Origin of the sequence: Streptomyces sp. A1136, from assembly GCF_004795055.1 — a bacterium.
Classification (GTDB): Bacteria; Actinomycetota; Actinomycetes; order Streptomycetales; family Streptomycetaceae; genus Streptomyces.
The window spans coordinates 39,414-58,255 of record NZ_SSBJ01000041.1; the positions used below are offsets into that span (position 1 = coordinate 39,414).

The following is an 18,842-nucleotide window of genomic DNA, read 5'->3' on the forward strand; positions in this document are numbered from 1 at the left end:
CACATGGCCCGGTTCCCCTTCTCTTCACTCGGCATCGGGACACGCGGTGCCCCGTCGGCAGCGCGTGGGGCGAGTGTAGTGAACGCGATCGCGAGCGGGCGCGGCATTTTCCGACTGCGGAGAGGCCGCGAGGGACGGTAGTGGACCGCAGGCGCCGCCGGGCGCCGGTAGGGGCCAACGACCGGCGTCCGTAAGCCGTTCGGGTCGACCGAGCCGGACCACCTGCACGACCGGGTCGGTCGTCAGGCGCGGCCGCGGGCGTCTGCGCGAGCTCCGGCGCCGCAGCTCCGGGCATCCCTACCCAGTCGGGGGCGCGGAGCTTCGGTCGTTGCGCGGCTCTGCTGGGCGTCGGGTGTGGCCACGGTTCGGCTACCGGCCTCGGGGGGTGGTCGCGGCCAGGGAGACTGGCGGGCGGGGTTACCGGCTGTCCTGGATGCCGAGCGGCGCGGTGACCCGCGGCCGCCAGCCCTCCTCGGTCAGCACCACCAGGTGGACCGCCGCCGCACGGGTGCGCAGCGGCAGCAGGCTGTCGATCGCAGCGCGGACACGGCCGGCGGCGGTCGGGTCGTCCGCACCCATGGCGACGGTGACATGGGCGGCGGGCCGCACCCCGAAGCGGCCACCGTACGGACGCGATCCGGGCCAACGGGCGAGGAACGCATCGACGAGTGGCTGGAGTCGCGGAACGGCGACGCCGATGAAGCCGGACGCCGTCACGACTTCCTCCAACAGCAGGTCGACGGCCGGGAAACTCGCCGCCAGGGATCGCACACCCTCTTCGTCCTGTCCTGACAGCGCCGACTCCGCCACGAAGGGGTAGAGCAGCGAGACGTGCGCCGGCACCCCACGACGCACCAGAGCCGGATCGACACGCCACGCCGCATCAAGGAGCGGGGCGGCATCGGGCAAGACAACGACGACGGCACTGGTCCCTGGCTCTGGCACTCCACCATCATCGCAGGCCCGACACACGATCAAACGCTGCCGGATTGGGTTTGCGGTGTGGTCGAGGGTTTGTCCCCGATCACGCCGGGTGGTCACGGAGCGTCAGGCCGGAAGGGAGGGTCGCCCGCCCGGCGAGCGTTCGCACCGACTGGTCGGCAAATCCTTGCGCGCCCTGACCGCCCCCGGTGGCCAGGAGTGGCCGATCACGGCCGCAGGTGACTGACCCGAGGGCAGGCACTCACGGGGAGCCGGCCATGTGAGCAACACGCTCGGGCAAAGGGTGTTCGACCCCGACGGCCAGGCGCACGGCCAGAACACCGGCTGCCACCCTTCACCGATTGTGGTGTGGCTGGTGCACGTGGTCGGCTTCCAGTGGATCGCCTGCACCGTCACGTGAGCAGCCAGGCACCCGGCCGACCGCACCCCGGGCAGCGGACGCGTGCGGGGCGCGGCGGGTGTGGCGGGTGCGGCTGGGCGTACCACCCCACCGAATTGACCGGGATCGGGACCTGCCGGTGGGCGATCCGGCCGCGATCGCCGATCTGCGTCACCACTACGGCGCCACCCGCACGATGATCTGGACAACGGTCGTGTGCCGTCGAGGAACGCGCGGTGTGCGTCTACCGCCCCCGCACCTGCTTCCGGCCGCGTACGGGCAAGCCGACCGTTCGCCGAGCGCCACCCGCCCGCAGTGGGCCGGCGCATCGCGCATCCCCGCCTACCCGCAGGGGCGGGGGTAGGAGGCCGGTCCGAGTGCGAGCCGGCCGAAGCCGGCTCCGGCGCCGGCGGCGGCTTCGTGTGGCGCGACGATGGCCCCTCGACGTGTTCGCTCTCGGCGGCACTGCGTTTGCGCTCCACGCCTGCGGGCCAAGATCAGCCCGACGGCGCGAGGTCGTCAGGACTCCCCTGGGGTGGACATGAGCGATCGGCAGACCGGAACCGTGAAGTGGTTCAACGACGAGAAGGGATTCGGCTTCATCACCCCGCAAAGTGGCGATGACCTCTTCGTGCACTTCAAGGCCATCCAGTCGGACGGATTCAAGTCCCTGAAGGAGGGCCAGCAGGTCTCGTTCATCGTTACCCGCGGGCAGAAGGGCATGCAGGCGGATGAGGTGCAGGTCATCTGAACACTCCACCTGAGCGCGACTTGTGACTGAGCGTGCCAGTTGGTCGACCGACCAACTGGCACGCTGGCGGGTTGATGCCGGTCCTTCGTACGATCGGGAGACCCAGGCGCCTGGGTGTGGCCTTAGCGCGCTCATACCGCAGGTGTCGAAGAGGGAGGCTGCGGTGCCAGAGCTACGGGCGGGGACGGATACCGGCAAGGCCGCGCATCACTGCACGGTGATCGACATCGACGGGACGAAGGTGTTCTCGCACCGGGTTCCCACAACGAGCCCGAGCGCCTGGAGCTGATCGGCGACGGTGCTCAAGACATCTGCGCCGTCACCGCGCTTCTGGTCGTAGTGGCCCTCGACGTGTTTTGACCGGTCGCACCCAAGGCCCTCGGCGTTGCCTCGGCCGGCGCGGTCTTCGACTGCCCGGACTGTGGCGAGCGCACGTGGTGGCGGAGTCGATGCCGACCAGGGAGACGGCCGTCCAGCCGGGCCTCGAACACGCCGGCGTCACGCCCCTGCCCGAAGCGGTTGTGAACGGGCGACGAGGCGCCGATCTCCTGGGGCATCTCCTGGCACTGCCCCGCCGGTCTTGAACCGCCGGACCACGTCCTCGAACTACTGCCGCTGCCGCTCGGGTTGGGTCCGTGGCGGCCAATCGGCAGACACGGGCCGACGAACTACCGCTCGGAGTCCGTCGGTTGCGCTTGCGGCGCCGATCTACCGGGGCGCTTCGGCTGACCACATCATCGATGTATAGAAATCTTGACATCGCGTCATGCTTGTTTGACACTCCTCAGTGTCGGGTCCTACCCACGCGGGGAGTCTTTTGTGGCATTCGAAGAGAAACGGGCCTGGATCCTGGCCCTGGTCACGACCACGTCGTACGCGGCGTACCTGGCGGTCGTCCTCGGTCAGGGCGGAGACGCGCCCCTCGCACACACGCCCTATGCGGCGGCGATGCTGTGGACAGTCGGTGCCTCAATCGCCGCGTCGATCGCGCTGCACGTCATCGTGTCGACCGTGTCGCCCGAGGGCGCGAACCTCAAGGACCAGCGCGACGGGGAGATCCACCGCTTCGGCTCGTACATCGGCCAGTCGTTCCTGGTCATCGGCGGCGTAGCCGGGCTCGTCCTGGCCATGGCCCGCGTCGACCAGTTCTGGATCGCCAATGCGATCTACCTGGCGTTCGTCCTGTCCGCGCTTCTCGCATCCGCGGCGAAGATCGTCGCCTACCGGTTCGGCCTCCACCGGTGGTGAGGCCGACCAGGGTCACCAACGCGATCCGGGCCTTGCGGTTCGCCCACGGCGAGATGACCCAGGCCGAACTCGCCCGCCGCATCGGCGTGACCCGCCAGACCGTCATCGCCATCGAGCAGGGCCGCTACTCACCCTCGCTGGAGATGGCCTTCCAGATCGCCCGGGTGTTCGCCGTTCCGCTCCAAGACGTCTTCCAGTACCCCGAATCCGAGGTAGAGGCTCCATGAAGGCCATCGTCCACACCAGCTACGGACCACCCGATGTCCTGCGCCTCAAGGAGGTCGCCAAGCCGGCGAAGCCCGGCAGCGGCGAGGTGCTGCTGCGCGTCCATGCCTCCGCAGTCGATCCGGGCGTGTGGCACGTCACGGCAGGGCTGCCGTACCTGATCCGCGCCACGCCCTACGGTCTGCGCGGGTCGAAGCCCCGCGTGCGGGGCATGGACGCGGCGGGTGTCGTCGAGGCCGTCGGCCCGGGGGTGACCCGCTTCCGGCCCGGCGACGAGGTGTACGGCACCTGCGACGGAGCGTTCGCCGAGTACGCCTGCGTCAAGCAGGACCAGCTTGCGTCGAAGCCGTCCGGACTGGACTTCGCGGAGGCGGCTGCCATACCCGTGTCCGGATGTGCCGCCCTTCAGGCCCTGCGGGACGCCGGACGCGTGCGGGCCGAGCAGCGCGTCCTGGTCATCGGCGCGTCCGGCGGGGTGGGCGGCTTCGCCGTCCAACTCGCCAAGGCCTTCGGCGCGCATGTCACCGGCGTCTGCGGTTCGGCCGGTGCGGACATGGTCCGCTCCCTCGGCGCGGACGAGGTCCTCGACTACACCCGCGAGGACCCGACGGACGGCACCCGCCGCTACGACCTCGTCCTCGATATCGCCGGAAATCGGCCGCTGCACCGGCTCCGCCGCGCCCTCACCCCGCGCGGAACCCTCGTCATCGTCGGCGGCGAGAGCGGTGGCAGATGGGCCGGCGGCATGGGCCGCACACTGCGGGCAATGATGCTGTCACCGTTCGTCGGCCAACGGCTGGTGGGGCTCATCTCCTCGCAGACGCACGGCGATCTTCGACTTCTCGCGGAATTGGTCGAGGCGGGCACCGTGAAGCCGGTCGTCCACCGGACGTACCCGCTGGCCGATGTCCCCGATGCCATCAGGCACCTGAGGGGCGGTCAGGTCCCCGGCAAGATCACTATCCACTTGTGAGGAGAGTCGGCGGGGCACGGCTGTCCGGTTCAGCCCCAGCGGGGGGCGGCCGCAGCGGCCGGGCGCGCGGATCGGGCAGCCGGCCGGCCGACTCTGAGCGCGGCGGCGACCGGTGCTCGCTCCGCCCACCCCACGGGGCCCCTGGTCAGCAGACTCCTGACCAAGCGGGGGTCGGCATCCGCGAGAAGGCGGAGGGGCCGGAAGACCGGGTAGTCGAGCCGTCGGTCAAGTGGCGGCGGTGAACACGCGCAGGTGCTCGCGGATGAAGTCGTGGAGCGTTCCCGCGGGGCGGTCGAGGACGGTCTCTATGGTGTCGTTGGGGGATTCCGGACGGGCAATGGCCAGTTGCTGGATCTCTACGACGTGGCTCGCGAGCCAGGGCGGCATATGTGCGGTCGACAACAGATGGCTGTAAAACTCGTTCGGTGTCAGGTCTATGTGTCGAACCGGGCGGCCGGTCAGCTCGCCGAGTAGACGGGCGAGCTCGGAGTGGCTCAGGGCCTGCGGGCCGGTCAGGGTGTACGTGGCACCGGCGAGGCCGGGATCGAGAAGGGCCTCTGCGGCCACGTCGGCGATGTCCCGGACGTCTATGTAGTTGCAGGGCGCGTCGCGCATCGCCCCGATGAGTACGCCCTCGGCGACTGACGGGGCGTTCAGGAGCAGCTTTTGCATGAAGGCGTACGGTCGGAGCAACGTAGCCGTCATGCCTGTTGCCGCCAGGTGTTCCTCGACCCGCCAGTGCCCGCGCGAGATGGCCACGGGTGAGGCCGGCTCGGCTGCGGGGGCGGAGAGTTTGACTACGTGCTGGACGCCGCACAGGGCCGCGGCGTCTATTGCGTTGATCTCCAGCTCGGCTTGACGCGGGCTGTTGGCCATGGCGAGGAAGAGCTGTGTCGATCCCTTGAGGGCGTCGCGGAGTGTGCGCGGATCTGCGGCGTCCGCGCCGACGATCTCGACCGGGGTTCTCGCGTCAGTGACGGCGCGCAGTGTGTCGGGAGTACGGCTGATGGCCCGGCAGGGGACATCGAGTTCGGTCAGCCGGCGGAGCAGCGCGCCGCCGGTGGTGCCGGTTGCACCCATGATGGTGATCACAGTGGGCCTTTCACGGTCGAGAAGTCTGGCGAACGGCTGGGGAGGGGCCGGGTCACGTCCGCTGCCGGGAGGTCGCACCGTGCCACCGCCAGGTGACGATGGCGGCGGCCAGTGCGGCCGAGAGCGGCAGGTCGATCCGCAATCGCTGCAGCCATCCGGAGTCGGGTACCGGCGTGTGCGACGGCAGCCACTCGGATGCGAACCACCCGAGCGCGCCGGCGACTGAGGCCGCCGCGACGGTGAGTCCGAGGACGAGGGTCAGTCGCGGCGCCGAGGTCGTCCAGCGGCGTGGCCGTCGGTGCAGCCACGCGCCGACGAGGCCGGCCACGAGGGCCGACGTGGCCCCGATGGAGGTGATGGCGGCGATGGTGAGTTCGGGCTGCCCGGTGAGGACTCCGCCGAGCCCGGCGGTGAGGGAAGGGGCGAGGTAGGCGGCCGCGACTTCCTTCCGAAGGACGAAGGGGCGCGTGGTGGAACCGGGTGCAGGGATTCCATGGGGAGGGCTCACGAGTCTCCTCGACAGTGATTAGGAGGCTAACTATTTGGGTGTGGTTGAAGCGCCACTCGACCGAGGCGACCGTCTGGCGAAAATTGTGGGTATCAGTCGGCGGTCAGCGCGCCGATCCGCCGGGTGATCCGCTCCAGGAGGTCCAGGAACAGCCCGCGCTCGTCGACGCTCAACCCGTCGACCAGAGCCTGGAGTCGCGCGAAGTGGTCCGCGGCCATGTCGCGCAGCCGCTGGGCGCCGCGCGCGGTGAGTACCACCACCGCGCCCCGCCCGTCCTCCGTGGAGGCGCGGCGAGCCACCAGACCCTCGCGCTCCAGCCCATTGACAAGGCCGGTCACGGTGGCGCGCGAGACGCCAAGGCTCCTCGCGAGGTGCGACGGCGACTTTTCTCCGTCGCTGTCCTCCAGGTCGACCAGCAGGCGGTAGCGCCCCGTCGACAGTCCGGAACGCGAGAAGTGTACTTCTGACGCCCGGTCCAGGCGTGCCCCGGCCGTCATCAGGCGCACGGCGACGAGTACCGCCTGCGGATCGGCGTCGATCCCGTATCGCGCGATCTGCTTCCGTGCCTGATCGAGCGTGGGTGTAGCACCGGCCGCCGCGTTCTCGTCACTCATGGAATGTAATATGGCAGCTAACTACTGGGGGGTCAAGATGTCGCGGCTGGCGGCGGCGCGGACGTCACGAGTTGCCTTCCACCGGTGGGGTGGGGGGTTCCAGTACGGCGTTGATGGTCAAGTCAACGGCCGCGACGGCGAGACCGAGCGTGTGGTTTGCCGCTCCCAGCACGGCTCCGCGGACCTCTTCGGCCAGTTCCGGCAAAGGATCGTCGAGGGCGGCGGCGATCGTCATGGAGACGGTGTGCCAGGTGTCGCCCTCATGCAGGGGCGAGAAACGGCAGCTGGCGGCCCGGGCTCCGGGGATGCTGTCGGCTGCCCGGCGCAGCACCTTTGCCGCAGTGCTTTCGGCGATGCGCAGATTTCGCTCGGGGTCGTCGAGCAGCAGCATGGCGCCCAATCGTGTCTCGGCTCGCACGGCGTTGATGATCCGATCCACGAGCGTGTGGTCGTCAGGGCGATCCTCGGCGCGCAGAGCGCGAGTGGCGCGGTCCAGGGCTGCCAGCCCCTCGATGGCGTCTCGGCAAAAGGCGCAACCGGTGATGTGCGGGTCGACTGCGGCGGTGGCGGGATCGCGGGCCTGCTCCCAGACACGGGCAAGTGGGCGCCCGCATGGCAGATGTTCGCCACCGAAGGCCAGGTCGGCGTCCGTTCCCGGGCGCGCCCTCGACCCGGGGCGGTCCGGGGACGCCTGGGCCTCACCAGGGGCGGGATGCGGGTCGTCTAGTGCCATGGGCGCATCGCCTCCATCAAGGCGCGTCGTGCGCGGAAAAGTCTGCCGCGCACGGTCTGTTCGCTGCTGCCCACCACGTGTGCGATCTCCGCGTAGGTCAGGCCGTGCAGCTCCCGCAGGATCCAGCACGCCCGCAGCTCCGGGCCGAGTTCCCAGAGGGCGCGTGACAGGGCGGCTGCGGTGGCGTCCGACTCGGCAACTCGTGGCGGTGAGCTACCGGGGTCGGTGGTAGCGGGTTCGGGAACTGAGTCCAGGGGAAGCGGGCGCCGTAGACGTTGCATGTTGAAACAGCGGTTGGTGACGATACGGTACATCCAGGTGCCGAAAGAGGCATGCCGGTGGAATTCCGGCAGCTGTCGCCAAGCGCTGATGAAGGCGTCCTGTACGGCGTCCTCGGCATCCGCCGGATTGCCGAGCAGGCGCTGGGCGAGGGCCAGCAGTCGGCTGCCGTGCCGACGGACCAGAGTCGCGAAAGCGTCCTCGTCGCCTTCCCCGGCCCGTACGGTCAGCAGGGTGTCAGGAAGGTCGCCTTGGAGGTCTTGCCCTGTCGAAGGCATCTGACCTGCTGCGATTCCGCCCGCCGGCTGTGTGGTGGGCCGCGGGGCGAGAGCGGGCCCGCGCGGGTGGCGCGGGGGCGGGGGTCGGAACTGGTGGCGCATCGCCCTCTCCGTCGCGAAGGGCTTTTGTGATCTTCTATCTATTTCTGATCATAAACGGCTTACGAGACAAATGCGGCGTGAGGAACGCGTGAGTCGAGTGTCCAAGCAGTGGAGGGCACCACACCGGTGCCCGGACGGGACACCTGGGGAGGTTCCTCATGTCGGACACCATCAACCCCGCCGCCGGTGGGGGAGAACTCGCGTCGAGTCCTACTCCGACCGGTCAGGCCGGCGCCGGAACGGCGCCCCAGTCTCGGGGCCGGACGACCATATCGGACAGCGTGGTCGAGAAGATCGTAGGAATGGCAACCCGCGAGATTCCCGGCATCCACAGTCTCGGCGCCGGTATGGCCCGCACCATCGGCGCCGTGAAGGACATGGTTCCCGGGGGACGCAGCAGCGTCAGCCGGGGCGTGAAGGTGGAAGTGGGTGAACGGCAGACGGCCGTCGACCTGGACGTCGTCGTGGAGTACGGGGTGGCAATCGTGGACCTTGCGGGTGAGGTCCGCCGCAACGTCATCTCCGCCGTGGAACGCATGACCGGCCTGGAAGTCGTCGAGGTGAACATCACCGTCGACGACGTCCACCTGCCCGACGAGGAAGACGAAGACGAGGGCACGGAACCCACGCGCGTGCAGTGACCCACACACGATCCGCGAGGGCACGCCCCGGTCGCGATCCACGAGCGAAGCGATCCCTACACGGCAGAAGCACGTTATTGCGAAAGAGCAGGTGAGTGAGATGAGCGCAGCGGCAGTGGGCCTGCTGGCCGGCATAGCTCTGGGATTCGCCGCATTCTTCGGCGGGTTCTGGGCCTTCCTCCTGGTGCTGGTCCTGGGCGCGGTCGGCCTGGTGCTCGGCCTCATGGCACAAGGCGACGTGCAATCGTCCGACTTCCGTCGCCGGGGTCGACAATGACCTCGTATCCGGCCACCGGCCCGTCCGCGGGAGCGGCCGACGTCTCACCCGCGGCGGCGGTGCCCCCGGCGGAACGCGGCGCCACGGTCATCCCGGACAAGGTCGTGGCCCGCATCGCGGCCAGGGCCGCACGAGAGGCGCTGACCGGGGAAGCGGCGGCGTCACCCGAGCGCGGCAGTCTGGGTACTCCGAGCGCTTCGGTCACCACCGGGAACGGCACGGTGCGACTGAGCCTCTCCATGAGCCTGCCCTATCCCACGGACCTCGCCTCCGCCTCTCGCCGTGTGCAGCAATACGTCGGCGAGAGGGTCACCCGACTGACCGGGATGAAGGTCACCGAGGTCTCTGTGGTCATCGAGCAACTCGTCGCCTCCGGTGGCCCTCGGCAAGGTCGTGTGCAGTGAGCGGCCGGATGCGGCATCTCCCATCGGAAGGAGAGCCGGCATGAAGCGGGATCTCGATCAGCCGGTCCGGACGGAGCAGTCGGGCACAGCCGATGGCGACACCTCCGGCGCGGTCGGGCGACCGCCCGGGCATGCTCCCGGCCGGGGGCAGCCGGCAGGTGGCGTCGTCCGCGGGCACCGACCGTGGTCCGCCCGCCGGATCCCGGCCGCGTTGATAGCCTTGGTCGTCGCAGCCGCCGCCGTGTTGCTCTTGGTGGACGTCGTCAGGGTCCGCGTCGGCCGGTCCGCCGCGGCCTGGCGCACGAGCCTCGCTCAAGAGCTGGCCACCCGCCCTGCGGACGACGTCTGGATGCGGATCGGCGCAGCCGTCGTCGCCCTGCTAGGGCTCTGGCTCATCGTGCTGGCCCTCACCCCGGGCCTGCGCCGCCGGCTGCCGCTCAAGACTTCCGACGCCGACGTACGCGCCGTTCTCGACCGCGGAGCCGCAACTCTCTTCCTCCGCGATGCCGCCCTGCGCGTCCCCGGCGTCAGCGGTGCGACGATCCACCTCGGTAGACGCCGCCTCGCAGCCCGAGCGGACGTACGGTTCCGTGATCCGAGCGAGGTGAGGGCCGATGTGTCGACCGCCCTGCGGGAACAACTCGACCGGCTCGCCCTCGCCCACCCTCCCAACCGGATCTCCGTCCGGGCACGTCCCCACCGAAAGTGACGTGCCCGCACACCCTTGCCGACGACACAGCACAGGACGGCTCCCATGAAGAGGCAATCGGTGATCAACCGGATTCTTCTGGGCCTGGCAGGCCTGGTCCTGCTCGGTTCAGGGCTCCTGGTCCTCGCGGGCGGCTTCAACCTCTACGAGCGCCGGCACGTCACGCCCCCCGACGGCTGGCCGTTGACCACTCCCGGCGCCGTCGTGATGAGCGACGGCACCCGTACCCGCTGGACGGACCAAGGCTGGTGGTGGCCGGTGGTCATCGCGGTCTTGGTCGTCGTCATCCTGCTGGCCTTGTGGTGGCTGCTGGCCCAACTGCGCCGGACCCACCCGGGCCGGCTGCGAGTGGGACGACCGTCGACGCCGGCGGACGGGGTCGAACTGAAAGAGCGCGCCCTTGGTGACGCCATGGCCGCCGACGCACGCGGCCAAGCCGGCATCAAGCAAGCCACGGCGCACATGCTCGGCACGGCACGCCACCCGGAAGCCCACCTCGACGTCACCCTTGCCCCAAACAGCAACCCGGCCGAGGTCCTCCAGGCGCTGTGCGACGGCCCGCTGACCCGAGCCCGTCAGTCCACGGGCGACAGCAATCTCCCCCTCCAAGCGAACTTGCGTACCGCCGGGCACAAGCCGCATCGCACGGAATAGCGCGGAATAACACGGGAAGGTGGTGACAGCCCATGGCCCGGGTGATCTCGGGGATGAAAGCCGTCACCCGTGGCGCGCAGGGGGCACCCATAGGTGCCGTGCCCGGTCCGTGTGGCCGGGCACGGCTGACGACCTCGCAGTCGACGACGACGCGGCGGAGATCCCGCGGACCATGAGCGAGCACCAGGTCCGCCGACTGCCCGTACGACCGGCGCGGGCCCCTTCGGCCTGCCTCCGCGCCACGTGTACCGGATGGCGGGTGGCCGAAGCCCGGGCACGACTTCTGACAACACGGTCCGCTGGGCCAGGGGATGACGAGGCGGCCACCTGGTCTCCTCGACCTACGCTGAGAGACGTGGCCCACGGCGTAGGTGGTCGTAGGGGGCGCCTTCGGTCAGCCTGCGTTTCCGCGCCGGCGACCATCGTCGCGGACACACTCGACCCGCTGGGCGACCGCGAAGCCGGTGGAGCCTCCACGGTGTCGGCTGTCGGCCACGCCGGCCCCGGCTCGGGCGGTCAGGTGACCCGCGAGGCGATCACGGTAAAGCTGCGCGGTCATCGCGCTGCCCGCCCCCTGGCCGGCCCGGCATCGATTGAGCGCGTCTGACGGGACCGGATCCGCTCCCGGAAGCTCGGCGCGTCAGGGGAGGGGTGCATCCCGCGACTTTCAACGAGCCGGAGCGCCAAGACCGCCGTCCTTCCCGTGAGGGGGGAGCCGGCCGGTGCGTGCCCGCGGGGTGAGGCCGGGATCGTTGAAGGGGGTATGAACGAAGTCGCCGACCTGACTGACCACGAATGGGATGCCGTGCGTGCCCTGGTGCCCCGGTGTGGGCCTGGGGGGCCTGACTACCGGGCCATCGTCAACGGCATCCTGTGGCAGCAACATGGTGGCCGCCGGTGGCACGACCTACCCGCCCGCTACGGTCCATGGCACCGCTGCGCCGAACGCTTGCGCCTGTGGAACCTCGACGGCACCTGGCAGCGAATCCTTGCCGCCCTCGCCGCCGGCCGGCCGGCCGCCAGCGCCATCGTCCCCATGGAAAACACCGAGGACGCGGGGGAGGGTAGCGCGCCGACGATTGGAACACTCCCTGGCTCCCATGACGGGTCGGCGCTCTCGACCGGGACCGGCGAGAAGTTGGCCGAGCCCGACACCCAGGGCGGGCCGTCGGCTCCGGCAGTACTCGTGAGAAGACGGGTGTCGTCGTACTGACCGACTCCGGTGCCGCGGAGAGCGTCACCGCCCTGCCGGGGTGGAGTGACCCCGCCGCGGGAGTCTCGACGTCCTCGACAACGGCGGAACGGCCCCTACGCGGAGTCCGGGAGGAGATGCTTGGTGCCCCATTCCCCGAGGGACTCAAGCGCCTCGTTCAGCTCCCGGCCGAGCGGGGTCAGGGAGTACTCCACACGGGGCGGGACCTCGTCGTACACCTCGCGGTGGACTATGCCGTCCGTCTCCAGCTCGCGCAGCTGCGCTGCGAGGACCTTCTCCGAGACACCGGGGACCAGTCGGCGCAGTTCCCCGAAGCGGCGGCCCGGACGCTGCTCCAGTTCCCACAGGATCGAGACCTTCCACTTGCCGTCGATCACCGACATCGCCGCGGCGATCCCGCAGTGGTCCGCGCCCGGCCTCCGCGTCAGCGCCATCCCGCCCACCCCTTCCCACCTGCTCGCTCACCTCGGGGTAATCACCCACTCCTAGGTGCGTACTTGAGCATCCGTCAGCCTGCCACCAGGCTAAACGGCATGACTGACAACGACACCAAGCCCCGCGCGCTCACCCTGCTCGGCCTCGGCGACATGGGCACCGCCCTCGCCCGGACGTGGGTCACCGCCGGACACCCCATGACCGTATGGAACCGCACGCCCGGCAAGGCGCAGGCACTCGCCGCCGAAGGGGCGGCCGTCGCCGCGAGCCCCGCCGAGGCCGTCACCGCGAACACGCTCATCGTGCTCTGCCTGTTGGACGACGCGAGCATCGGCGCCGTCCTGGACGGGGTGGACCTGACCGGCAAGGACCTGGTCAACCTCACCACCGGCACGCCCGCCGAGGGCCGGGACCGTGCCGCCTGGGCCGAGGAGCGCGGCGCCCGCTTCGTGGACGCGGGAATCATGGCCACCCCGTCGATGATCGGCGTCCCGGAAGCCGGCGGTTACGTCTTCTACAGCGGCTCCCGTGCGCTCTTCGACACCCATCGCACGACTTTGGAAGTCCCGGCCGGCGCCCGGTTCGTCGGCGAGGACCCAGGCTACGCGGCCCTGCACGACGTGGCGCTGTTGAGCGCGATGAACGGGCTCTTCGCCGGGATCTCCCACGCCTACGCGCTGATCGAGGGCGAGGACATCGCCCCCGAGGACCTGTCCCCGCTGCTGTCCGAGTGGCTGGGTGCGATGGGTTCCTTCGTGGGCGACGCCGCCGAACGGCTGACCTCTCGGGACTTCACCACCGGGGTGGTGTCCAACCTGGCCATGCAGGTCGCGGCGGGCGGCACCCTTCTGCGTACCGCCGCCGACCAGGGGGTCAGCGCCGAGCTGATCGAGCCGTACCTGCAGTTGCTGAAGGAGCGGCTGGACGCCGACCCGGCCGCGCACTCGGGCGAGGACACGGCCGGAGCGATCACCCTGCTCCGGCGCGGGCCCGGTCGCTGACCTGTCCGAGCCTGGCGGTGGGACGACGGCGGCCCCTGCTCTCAAAGCGGGTTCGTGCCCCCGGCCGACAGTTCCGTTGCCTCGCGTGCTGCTGTCGCGGGAGCTGCGCCGGGAGCGCGCCGTAGTGGGTGGCGAGGACCGCGCCCGTGCGGATTACCGTGACGGGAACGGTCTGGTTCATGGGATGCCCGCTACCAGACCGTCCATTACTTCACCCTGACCGAAGATCACGGCCGGTCCGGGAGCAGGGCGCGGAAGTGGGCCACCGTCCGCTCGGTCACGGCTTCGACGTAGGGCACGTACACGTCCGGGTCCGCATGGTCGGTCATCGGGTAGGCCTGATGACCGTCGTGACCGGGGGCCCGGAAGGCGATGATCTCGTTGCGGATCAGCTCCTGCGCGAACTGTTCGATGGTCCGTATGAACCATGAATACGTGGTGCCGTAGCCCCCCGAGGGGATCTTCGACCCGTATTCCCTGGCGAAACCGAACCCGCCGGACCGGTCCACGGTGAAGATCTGGTCGGAAGGCAGGTACAGCTGGTAGTGCCAGTCCTTGTCCTCCACACACCCGGCGGGCACGTTCGGAGGTGTCCGGAGCCGGGCGGTGTCGGGCAGGCCGGACCAGTCGAAGTGGATCCGCCACCCGTGCAGCACCTCCCGGGAGCGGCCCCTGATGGTGGTGATGCCCGGCCGGCCGGCTTCCTCCAGTGCCGTAGCCGTTTCGGTGATCGCCTCGAAGACTCTTCGGACGGCTTGTGCGCTCGCCTGCCTGTTGCGTGCCGACGCGCGCACAGCCGCCCACCACACGGACGTGTCACCGACCGCCGACAGCACTTCCGGCGGCCACTCGACGGGGTCGTCTCCGCTCGCCGCCATCTGGCGGGGGCTGAATCCGCCGGACAGCGGCTGGTCGGCCACCTTCTGCACGCGCTCCCACTCCCTCAACCGGGCCACCTTCTCCCGCCATTGCCGCTCCTTCTCCTGATACGCACGCCTGTCCACTTCGCGCGCATGGGCCTCCCGCTCCGCCAAGCGCGCTTCGACGACGTCCCGGACCGGCCGGTAGACGGCCGCCGCGGACCGCACGGCCTCCAGGAACGATGCCCGGACGTCGTCGTACCGCAGCCGTGCCCGTCGACGCGTCCTCAACAGGTCCCAGCGCCCGATGCGCCGCTCCGCTTTGCCGAGTTTCCGGTCTTCCGCGGCGATCCGCTGCACGAACGAGGCCGCGGCGTCGTTCCAGGCGGCGACCTCCTCCGGCGTTCCGCTCACGTCCACGTCCCTGGGCATCGACACCCGCCAAGCGCCGAGAGTGTCCGAGATGTGATTCGCGGGCCGGTCGGGCTCCCCGGGGAACCAGTACACGGTGATGTCGAGGTCCTCACCGAGCCGACCGCCCCTGTACGAGATCTGTAAGGCCATGTGCCAACCATGGCAGTCCGCATGAGTCCGGAACACGGGGGGAACGAACAGATCCACAGATCCCGCACGACCCAGGCGCGACCACGGTCCGCGCGCCGGGCCGTCGGTAGCGAGCCGGCGGCCGACCCCCCGGCGCCCGTATCGCCGCCGGGCTGTGACTAGGGTGGACGCCATGACGGCTTCCTCCGAAACTGCCCGGTTGCTGTACGGATGCATGGGGCTGGGTGGTGACTGGGACGACACGCCCTACGGCTCGGCCGACGTGGAACGCGCCGAAGCGGCGATCGAGGCCGCGCTGGACAGCGGCATCACCGTCTTCGACCACGCGGACATCTACCGCCAGGGCAAGGCCGAGGCCGTCTTCGGGGAGGTGCTCGGCCGGGCGCGGGGCCTGCGAGAGAAGATCGTCATCCAGACCAAGTGCGGCATCCGTCTCGGTGACGGCGTCCGCCCCGGCATCTACGACCTGCGCGGAGAAACGATCCTCCGCAGGGTCCGGGAGTCCCTGGAGCGTCTGCGCACGGATTTCATCGACGTGCTCCTGCTCCACCGGCCCGACCCGCTGGCCGACCCGCGCGAGGTGGCAGCCGCGCTGACGTCCCTGCACCGGCAAGGGCTGGTACGTCGCTTCGGCGTCTCCAACATGGGCGCGCCCGCCATCCGGGAACTGCGGGACCACCTCGACTTCCCTCTGGTGGCCAACCAACTGGAGATGAGCCTGGCACGGAGGGACTGGCTGGAAGGGGGCGTCCTGGTCAACACCGCCGCGGCCGCGGACAACGGATTCCCCCTGGGCACCCTGGAGTACTGTCGCCAGAACGACATGCGCCTCCAGGCGTGGGGCGCGCTGGCCCAGGGCCGCTACACCGGGCGGCCGCGCACGCCCGACGACGAACGCACCGCACACCTGATCACCACCCTCGCCGAGGCCAAGAACACGACGCCGGAGACCATCCTGCTGTGGTGGTTGCAGCGGCACCCGGCACGCGTCGCCCCGGTCATCGGCAGCACCCGACCGGCCCGCATCCGTGCCTGCGCGGACGCCGCGGGACGCGAACCGGACCTCAGTCACGAGGAGTGGTACGACCTGTGGTTGTCGGCGCGCGGCGCCCCTCTGCCCTGACCTCCGCCGCACCACAGGGCCCGGCGAGCACCGACAGCACGAGGCCCGAGCCGGTCGCGATCGTGACGGATGGCGGCCTGCCGGGGGAAGCCGGCGTGGCGTCGGATCGGCACACCAGGCGCAGCCGTGCCCTGTCGTGGGCGCCGGGAGGCCGGCGGGGAAGGGCCGGCGGACCTCCCCAGGCGCTCACGGCCCTTCCCCGGTCGGCAGCGGCACGTCTACCCACGAAGACCGGTCTCATGCCCTACCGACGTGACGCGGTTCGCATCGCCGGAGCGGGCCGTCCACGCGGACCACGACGGCCGGGCCGCGACCGACCCCACGAAGCCCGGGTCGGGGCGGCCGGCGCAGGTCTGACGACGACTCACCCCGACTCGGGGGCGCGCCCCCGCCCGGGTTCGGGCGCGGCGGTGTCGGACGGTCAGCCGGGTGTGCGGGAGCCCCAGCGGCGCCGCGGCTTCCCTCCGGCCCCCTGAACAGGCGTCCGCCCAGCAACTTCGCGGCCGTCGCGTCGCCCGCCGCCGCGGCCCGTATGTACCACTGCTCGGCCGCCGCCTCGTGTCCGCTGTGGAAGAGCAGGTGCCCCATGTCGGCCATGGAAGTGGCGTCACCAGCGTCACCGGCGTCACCCGCACGCCGCAGCCATGGCTCGGCCCCGTGCCACCTGCCGAGCTCGAAGAGCAGGCTCCCGAGCGGCCCCATCGCCCCTGTCTCCCCGGACTCGGCGACACGCCGGAGCCACTGTTCGGCCTCCGGTACCCGGCCGGTGCCCCCCAGCAGGAGCCCCAGATTGACCATCGAGCCCGCGTCGCTCGCGCGCCGCAGCCATGGTTCGGCCTCGCGCGGCTTCCCGGCCTCGCAGAGCCGGACGGCCAGGGCGGCGACCGCGAGCGGGCGCCCGGACTCGGCGGCCCGGCGGTACCACTGCTCGGCGTCGGCGGGCCGCCCGGTGTTCTCCATGAGCGCGCCGAAGTCGTACTGCGCGCGATCGAATCCGGCCTCCACCGTCGGAGGCGCCGGGTTCGACGAGGGTGGTCAGGCGTACGGCCACGGCGGCCAGGTCGGTGTCGAGGTCGACGTGCGGCATGCCGCCCAGCCTCCGGAACGCGGCCCGTTCGATGGCTTCGAGGACCTCCCGGTCGGTCCCGTTGATGGGGCTGACGGCCGCCAGGGCGGCGCTGCCCGCGTCGAGCGCGACATCGGCGTGGTCCCGCAGCGGGGGTGGTGGTCGCCGTGACCTGCGGGTGCTCGCGCCGAATCTCGGCCAAGAGCTGCTCCAGTTCGCCGAGGGCCCGCCGGATCGGTGAGCAGCCGGTCGCGCAGCCGGGTCTCCCATACGACCGCCACGCGCGCCCCCGCTTCGGGGTTCTCGGCGTGTGCGTCGGCGAGTTCCCGGGCCGAACGTTCCAGCTCCGCCGTCATTCGCTCCTCGGCGCCCTCACGGCGCCAAAGCCGCGGCAAATTCCGCGCGGCGCCCTCCAGCCCGGTGGCCGGCGCGGTGACGAGCACGGTGCCACCCTCGTGTGCCAGGCTCCCGATCACTCCCACATGGTCGGCTTCCCTCCTGCGCTCCGTCGACGGCGGTCCGAACAACCGCTCCACACCCAGACGCTACGAGCCGACGGCCCACGACGCAGGAAGATCACCGAACAGGCAGGTCACACGAGGGTGGAGCGACCGGACGGCGCCGGCCGCGAGGCTCCGTCCACGGCCAGGGCGGTACGTGCCAGCCCGCGCAGCCAGGCGTGGCCGTGATCGGTGTCGTATCGCTGGTGCCACGAGAGGTAAATGCGCGCCGGCGGCAGTTCGAGGGGGAGGGGGAGTACGACCAGGCCGAGGTCGGCGACAGCGGAGCGCGTGGTGGCTTCCGGCACGCTGACCAGGAGATCGGAGTCGCGCGCGAACTCCAGCGCGGCCGCTTCCGTGGGCGCCGTCGCCACGACGCGGCGGCTGAGGCCGAGTCCCGCGAGGGCGTCGTCGAGGGCATTGCCCAGGTTTCCGCGCCGCGAGACGGTGACGTGCTCGGCTGCGGCGTAACGCTTCGCGGTGACGGCCTTGACGCGGGTGAGGGGGTGCCCCTGCCTCACGACGACGACGAGGCGGGACTCGCCCACGCTCTCGCTGCGGATGTCCGGCGCGCCCGCGGGGTTGGCGTTCGCCTCCAGGTCGACCTCCCCGCGGCGCAACTCGGGTGTGTCGATGCTCGATTCGGCGACGAAACGCAACCGCACACCCGGCGCCTGTGCGCGTACGGCCGACAGCAGTGCGGGGCCGCTCGAAGCGACCAGGGAATCGTGCCAGCGGAGTGTGAACGTGCGTTCCAGCGAGGCCAGATCGAGCTCACGGCTCGGTGCCAGCACCCCCTGGACCTGCTGCAGCAGCTCGTGCACCTGTTCCCGGACGGCGATCGCATACGGGGTCGGGGTCATAGTGCGGCCTGTGCGCACCAGGATCTGGTCCCCGGTCGTGCGCCGGATCCGGCCCAGACTCCGGCTCATCGCGGGGGCGGTGACATGCAGGCGCGCGGCCGCCCCGGCCACGCTGCCTTCCTCCAACAATGCGTCCAGTGCGGTGAGCAGGTTCAAGTCCAATTGCATGTGAGTAATCCTAGCCGTGTCTTACGTGCAGTTGTTGTTAATCGTGGTGCTGGATACCTTCGAGGAAGAGCGCGGGACGGGACGCACGACGCGGCCCGGACCGGCTCCATCGCCCCTCCTCAGACAAGGAGCACCACCATGTCCGCAACGCTTCAGACCGCCGAAGTCGTCTCCTTTGACGCCGATCTGCTGGCCGGGACCGCGGACGCCGTGCGTGCGGCCGGTTCGGCGCTGCTCGGG

General features: G+C 70.5%; 24 protein-coding genes. 14 read left to right on the forward strand and 10 right to left on the reverse strand.

Annotation, left to right across the window (positions count from 1 at the left end):
* Positions 1-417: 417 nt before the first annotated feature.
* Positions 418-1,041, reverse strand: a complete 624-nt coding sequence (locus E6R62_RS30685) for a 2'-5' RNA ligase family protein (protein ID WP_368773878.1) — start codon at positions 1,039-1,041, stop codon at positions 418-420.
* A gap of 160 nt (positions 1,042-1,201) precedes the next feature.
* Here E6R62_RS30685 and E6R62_RS39890 point away from each other — a divergent pair, with 160 nt between their 5' ends.
* From E6R62_RS39890 to E6R62_RS30705, 5 genes are all read left to right on the forward strand, one after another.
* A complete protein-coding gene (locus E6R62_RS39890; RefSeq protein ID WP_168714231.1) occupies positions 1,202-1,342 on the forward strand; it encodes a hypothetical protein in 141 nt (46 codons plus the stop codon).
* 520 nt (positions 1,343-1,862) lie between these two features.
* On the forward strand, positions 1,863-2,072 hold the full coding sequence (locus E6R62_RS30690; protein WP_136216744.1) for a cold-shock protein: 210 nt from the start codon (positions 1,863-1,865) through the stop codon (positions 2,070-2,072).
* Between the two features lie 819 nt (positions 2,073-2,891).
* A complete protein-coding gene (locus E6R62_RS30695; protein ID WP_136216745.1) occupies positions 2,892-3,320 on the forward strand; it encodes a hypothetical protein in 429 nt (142 codons plus the stop codon).
* A 23-nt stretch (positions 3,321-3,343) separates the two neighbouring features.
* The gene (locus E6R62_RS30700) at positions 3,344-3,547 is read left to right on the forward strand and encodes a helix-turn-helix transcriptional regulator (RefSeq protein WP_306432487.1); all 204 of its coding nucleotides are present in this window, start codon (positions 3,344-3,346) and stop codon (positions 3,545-3,547) included.
* On the forward strand, positions 3,544-4,518 hold the full coding sequence (locus E6R62_RS30705; RefSeq protein ID WP_136216747.1) for an NAD(P)-dependent alcohol dehydrogenase: 975 nt from the start codon (positions 3,544-3,546) through the stop codon (positions 4,516-4,518). Before E6R62_RS30700 ends, E6R62_RS30705 begins: the two co-directional genes overlap by 4 nt.
* 225 nt (positions 4,519-4,743) lie before the next feature.
* On the opposite strand, the gene E6R62_RS30710 is transcribed toward E6R62_RS30705, so the two are convergent.
* The 5 genes from E6R62_RS30710 to E6R62_RS30730 form a co-directional block, all read right to left on the reverse strand.
* Positions 4,744-5,598 (reverse strand): NmrA family NAD(P)-binding protein, encoded by an 855-nt coding sequence (locus tag E6R62_RS30710; RefSeq protein WP_306432486.1) that lies wholly within the window; start codon positions 5,596-5,598, stop codon positions 4,744-4,746.
* 64 nt (positions 5,599-5,662) lie between these two features.
* Positions 5,663-6,118 carry a hypothetical protein gene (locus tag E6R62_RS30715; RefSeq protein ID WP_136216749.1) on the reverse strand — a complete coding sequence of 152 codons (456 nt, stop codon included), beginning with the start codon at positions 6,116-6,118 and terminating at the stop codon, positions 5,663-5,665.
* A 92-nt stretch (positions 6,119-6,210) separates the two neighbouring features.
* The gene (locus tag E6R62_RS30720) at positions 6,211-6,732 is read right to left on the reverse strand and encodes a MarR family winged helix-turn-helix transcriptional regulator (protein WP_136216750.1); all 522 of its coding nucleotides are present in this window, start codon (positions 6,730-6,732) and stop codon (positions 6,211-6,213) included.
* A gap of 64 nt (positions 6,733-6,796) precedes the next feature.
* On the reverse strand, positions 6,797-7,465 hold the full coding sequence (locus tag E6R62_RS30725) for a hypothetical protein (RefSeq protein ID WP_136216751.1): 669 nt from the start codon (positions 7,463-7,465) through the stop codon (positions 6,797-6,799).
* A complete protein-coding gene (locus E6R62_RS30730; protein WP_136216752.1) occupies positions 7,456-8,022 on the reverse strand; it encodes an RNA polymerase sigma factor in 567 nt (188 codons plus the stop codon). Before E6R62_RS30730 ends, E6R62_RS30725 begins: the two co-directional genes overlap by 10 nt.
* A 260-nt stretch (positions 8,023-8,282) precedes the next feature.
* Between E6R62_RS30730 and E6R62_RS30735 the strand changes: the two genes are divergently transcribed.
* The 6 genes from E6R62_RS30735 (at position 8,283) to E6R62_RS30755 (ending at position 12,022) form a co-directional block, all read left to right on the forward strand.
* A complete protein-coding gene (locus E6R62_RS30735; RefSeq protein WP_136216753.1) occupies positions 8,283-8,765 on the forward strand; it encodes an Asp23/Gls24 family envelope stress response protein in 483 nt (160 codons plus the stop codon).
* 100 nt (positions 8,766-8,865) lie between these two features.
* A complete protein-coding gene (locus E6R62_RS39895) occupies positions 8,866-9,042 on the forward strand; it encodes a hypothetical protein (protein WP_168714232.1) in 177 nt (58 codons plus the stop codon).
* The gene (locus E6R62_RS30740; protein ID WP_136216754.1) at positions 9,039-9,446 is read left to right on the forward strand and encodes an Asp23/Gls24 family envelope stress response protein; all 408 of its coding nucleotides are present in this window, start codon (positions 9,039-9,041) and stop codon (positions 9,444-9,446) included. The genes E6R62_RS39895 and E6R62_RS30740 overlap by 4 nt, the downstream gene beginning before the upstream one ends.
* Before the next feature lie 40 nt (positions 9,447-9,486).
* Entirely contained in the window at positions 9,487-10,155 is a 669-nt protein-coding gene (locus E6R62_RS30745) for a DUF6286 domain-containing protein (protein WP_136216755.1), read from the forward strand.
* Between the two features lie 45 nt (positions 10,156-10,200).
* Positions 10,201-10,809: an alkaline shock response membrane anchor protein AmaP gene (amaP, locus tag E6R62_RS30750; protein ID WP_136216756.1), complete on the forward strand. Its 609-nt coding sequence runs from the start codon at positions 10,201-10,203 to the stop codon at positions 10,807-10,809.
* Between the two features lie 763 nt (positions 10,810-11,572).
* Positions 11,573-12,022 (forward strand): transposase, encoded by a 450-nt coding sequence (locus E6R62_RS30755; protein WP_136216757.1) that lies wholly within the window; start codon positions 11,573-11,575, stop codon positions 12,020-12,022.
* A 95-nt stretch (positions 12,023-12,117) separates the two neighbouring features.
* On the opposite strand, the gene E6R62_RS30760 is transcribed toward E6R62_RS30755, so the two are convergent.
* Positions 12,118-12,456: a helix-turn-helix domain-containing protein gene (locus tag E6R62_RS30760; RefSeq protein WP_136216758.1), complete on the reverse strand. Its 339-nt coding sequence runs from the start codon at positions 12,454-12,456 to the stop codon at positions 12,118-12,120.
* A 99-nt stretch (positions 12,457-12,555) separates the two neighbouring features.
* Here E6R62_RS30760 and E6R62_RS30765 point away from each other — a divergent pair, with 99 nt between their 5' ends.
* Entirely contained in the window at positions 12,556-13,458 is a 903-nt protein-coding gene (locus E6R62_RS30765) for an NAD(P)-dependent oxidoreductase (RefSeq protein ID WP_136216759.1), read from the forward strand.
* A 227-nt stretch (positions 13,459-13,685) separates the two neighbouring features.
* Here E6R62_RS30765 and E6R62_RS30770 read toward each other — a convergent pair whose 3' ends face one another.
* The gene (locus E6R62_RS30770; RefSeq protein ID WP_136216760.1) at positions 13,686-14,882 is read right to left on the reverse strand and encodes a hypothetical protein; all 1,197 of its coding nucleotides are present in this window, start codon (positions 14,880-14,882) and stop codon (positions 13,686-13,688) included.
* A 172-nt stretch (positions 14,883-15,054) separates the two neighbouring features.
* Between E6R62_RS30770 and E6R62_RS30775 the strand changes: the two genes are divergently transcribed.
* The gene (locus E6R62_RS30775; RefSeq protein WP_240802007.1) at positions 15,055-16,005 is read left to right on the forward strand and encodes an aldo/keto reductase family oxidoreductase; all 951 of its coding nucleotides are present in this window, start codon (positions 15,055-15,057) and stop codon (positions 16,003-16,005) included.
* A gap of 237 nt (positions 16,006-16,242) precedes the next feature.
* On the opposite strand, the gene E6R62_RS30780 is transcribed toward E6R62_RS30775, so the two are convergent.
* Positions 16,243-16,965, reverse strand: coding sequence for a tetratricopeptide repeat protein (locus E6R62_RS30780; protein ID WP_136216761.1), 723 nt, complete (start codon positions 16,963-16,965; stop codon positions 16,243-16,245).
* Between E6R62_RS30780 and E6R62_RS30785 the strand changes: the two genes are divergently transcribed.
* A complete protein-coding gene (locus E6R62_RS30785) occupies positions 16,964-17,242 on the forward strand; it encodes a hypothetical protein (protein WP_136216762.1) in 279 nt (92 codons plus the stop codon). The two genes, E6R62_RS30780 and E6R62_RS30785, sit on opposite strands and share 2 nt — an antisense overlap.
* 421 nt (positions 17,243-17,663) lie before the next feature.
* On the opposite strand, the gene E6R62_RS30790 is transcribed toward E6R62_RS30785, so the two are convergent.
* The gene (locus E6R62_RS30790) at positions 17,664-18,602 is read right to left on the reverse strand and encodes a LysR family transcriptional regulator (RefSeq protein ID WP_136216763.1); all 939 of its coding nucleotides are present in this window, start codon (positions 18,600-18,602) and stop codon (positions 17,664-17,666) included.
* Between the last annotated feature and the right edge of the window lie 240 nt (positions 18,603-18,842).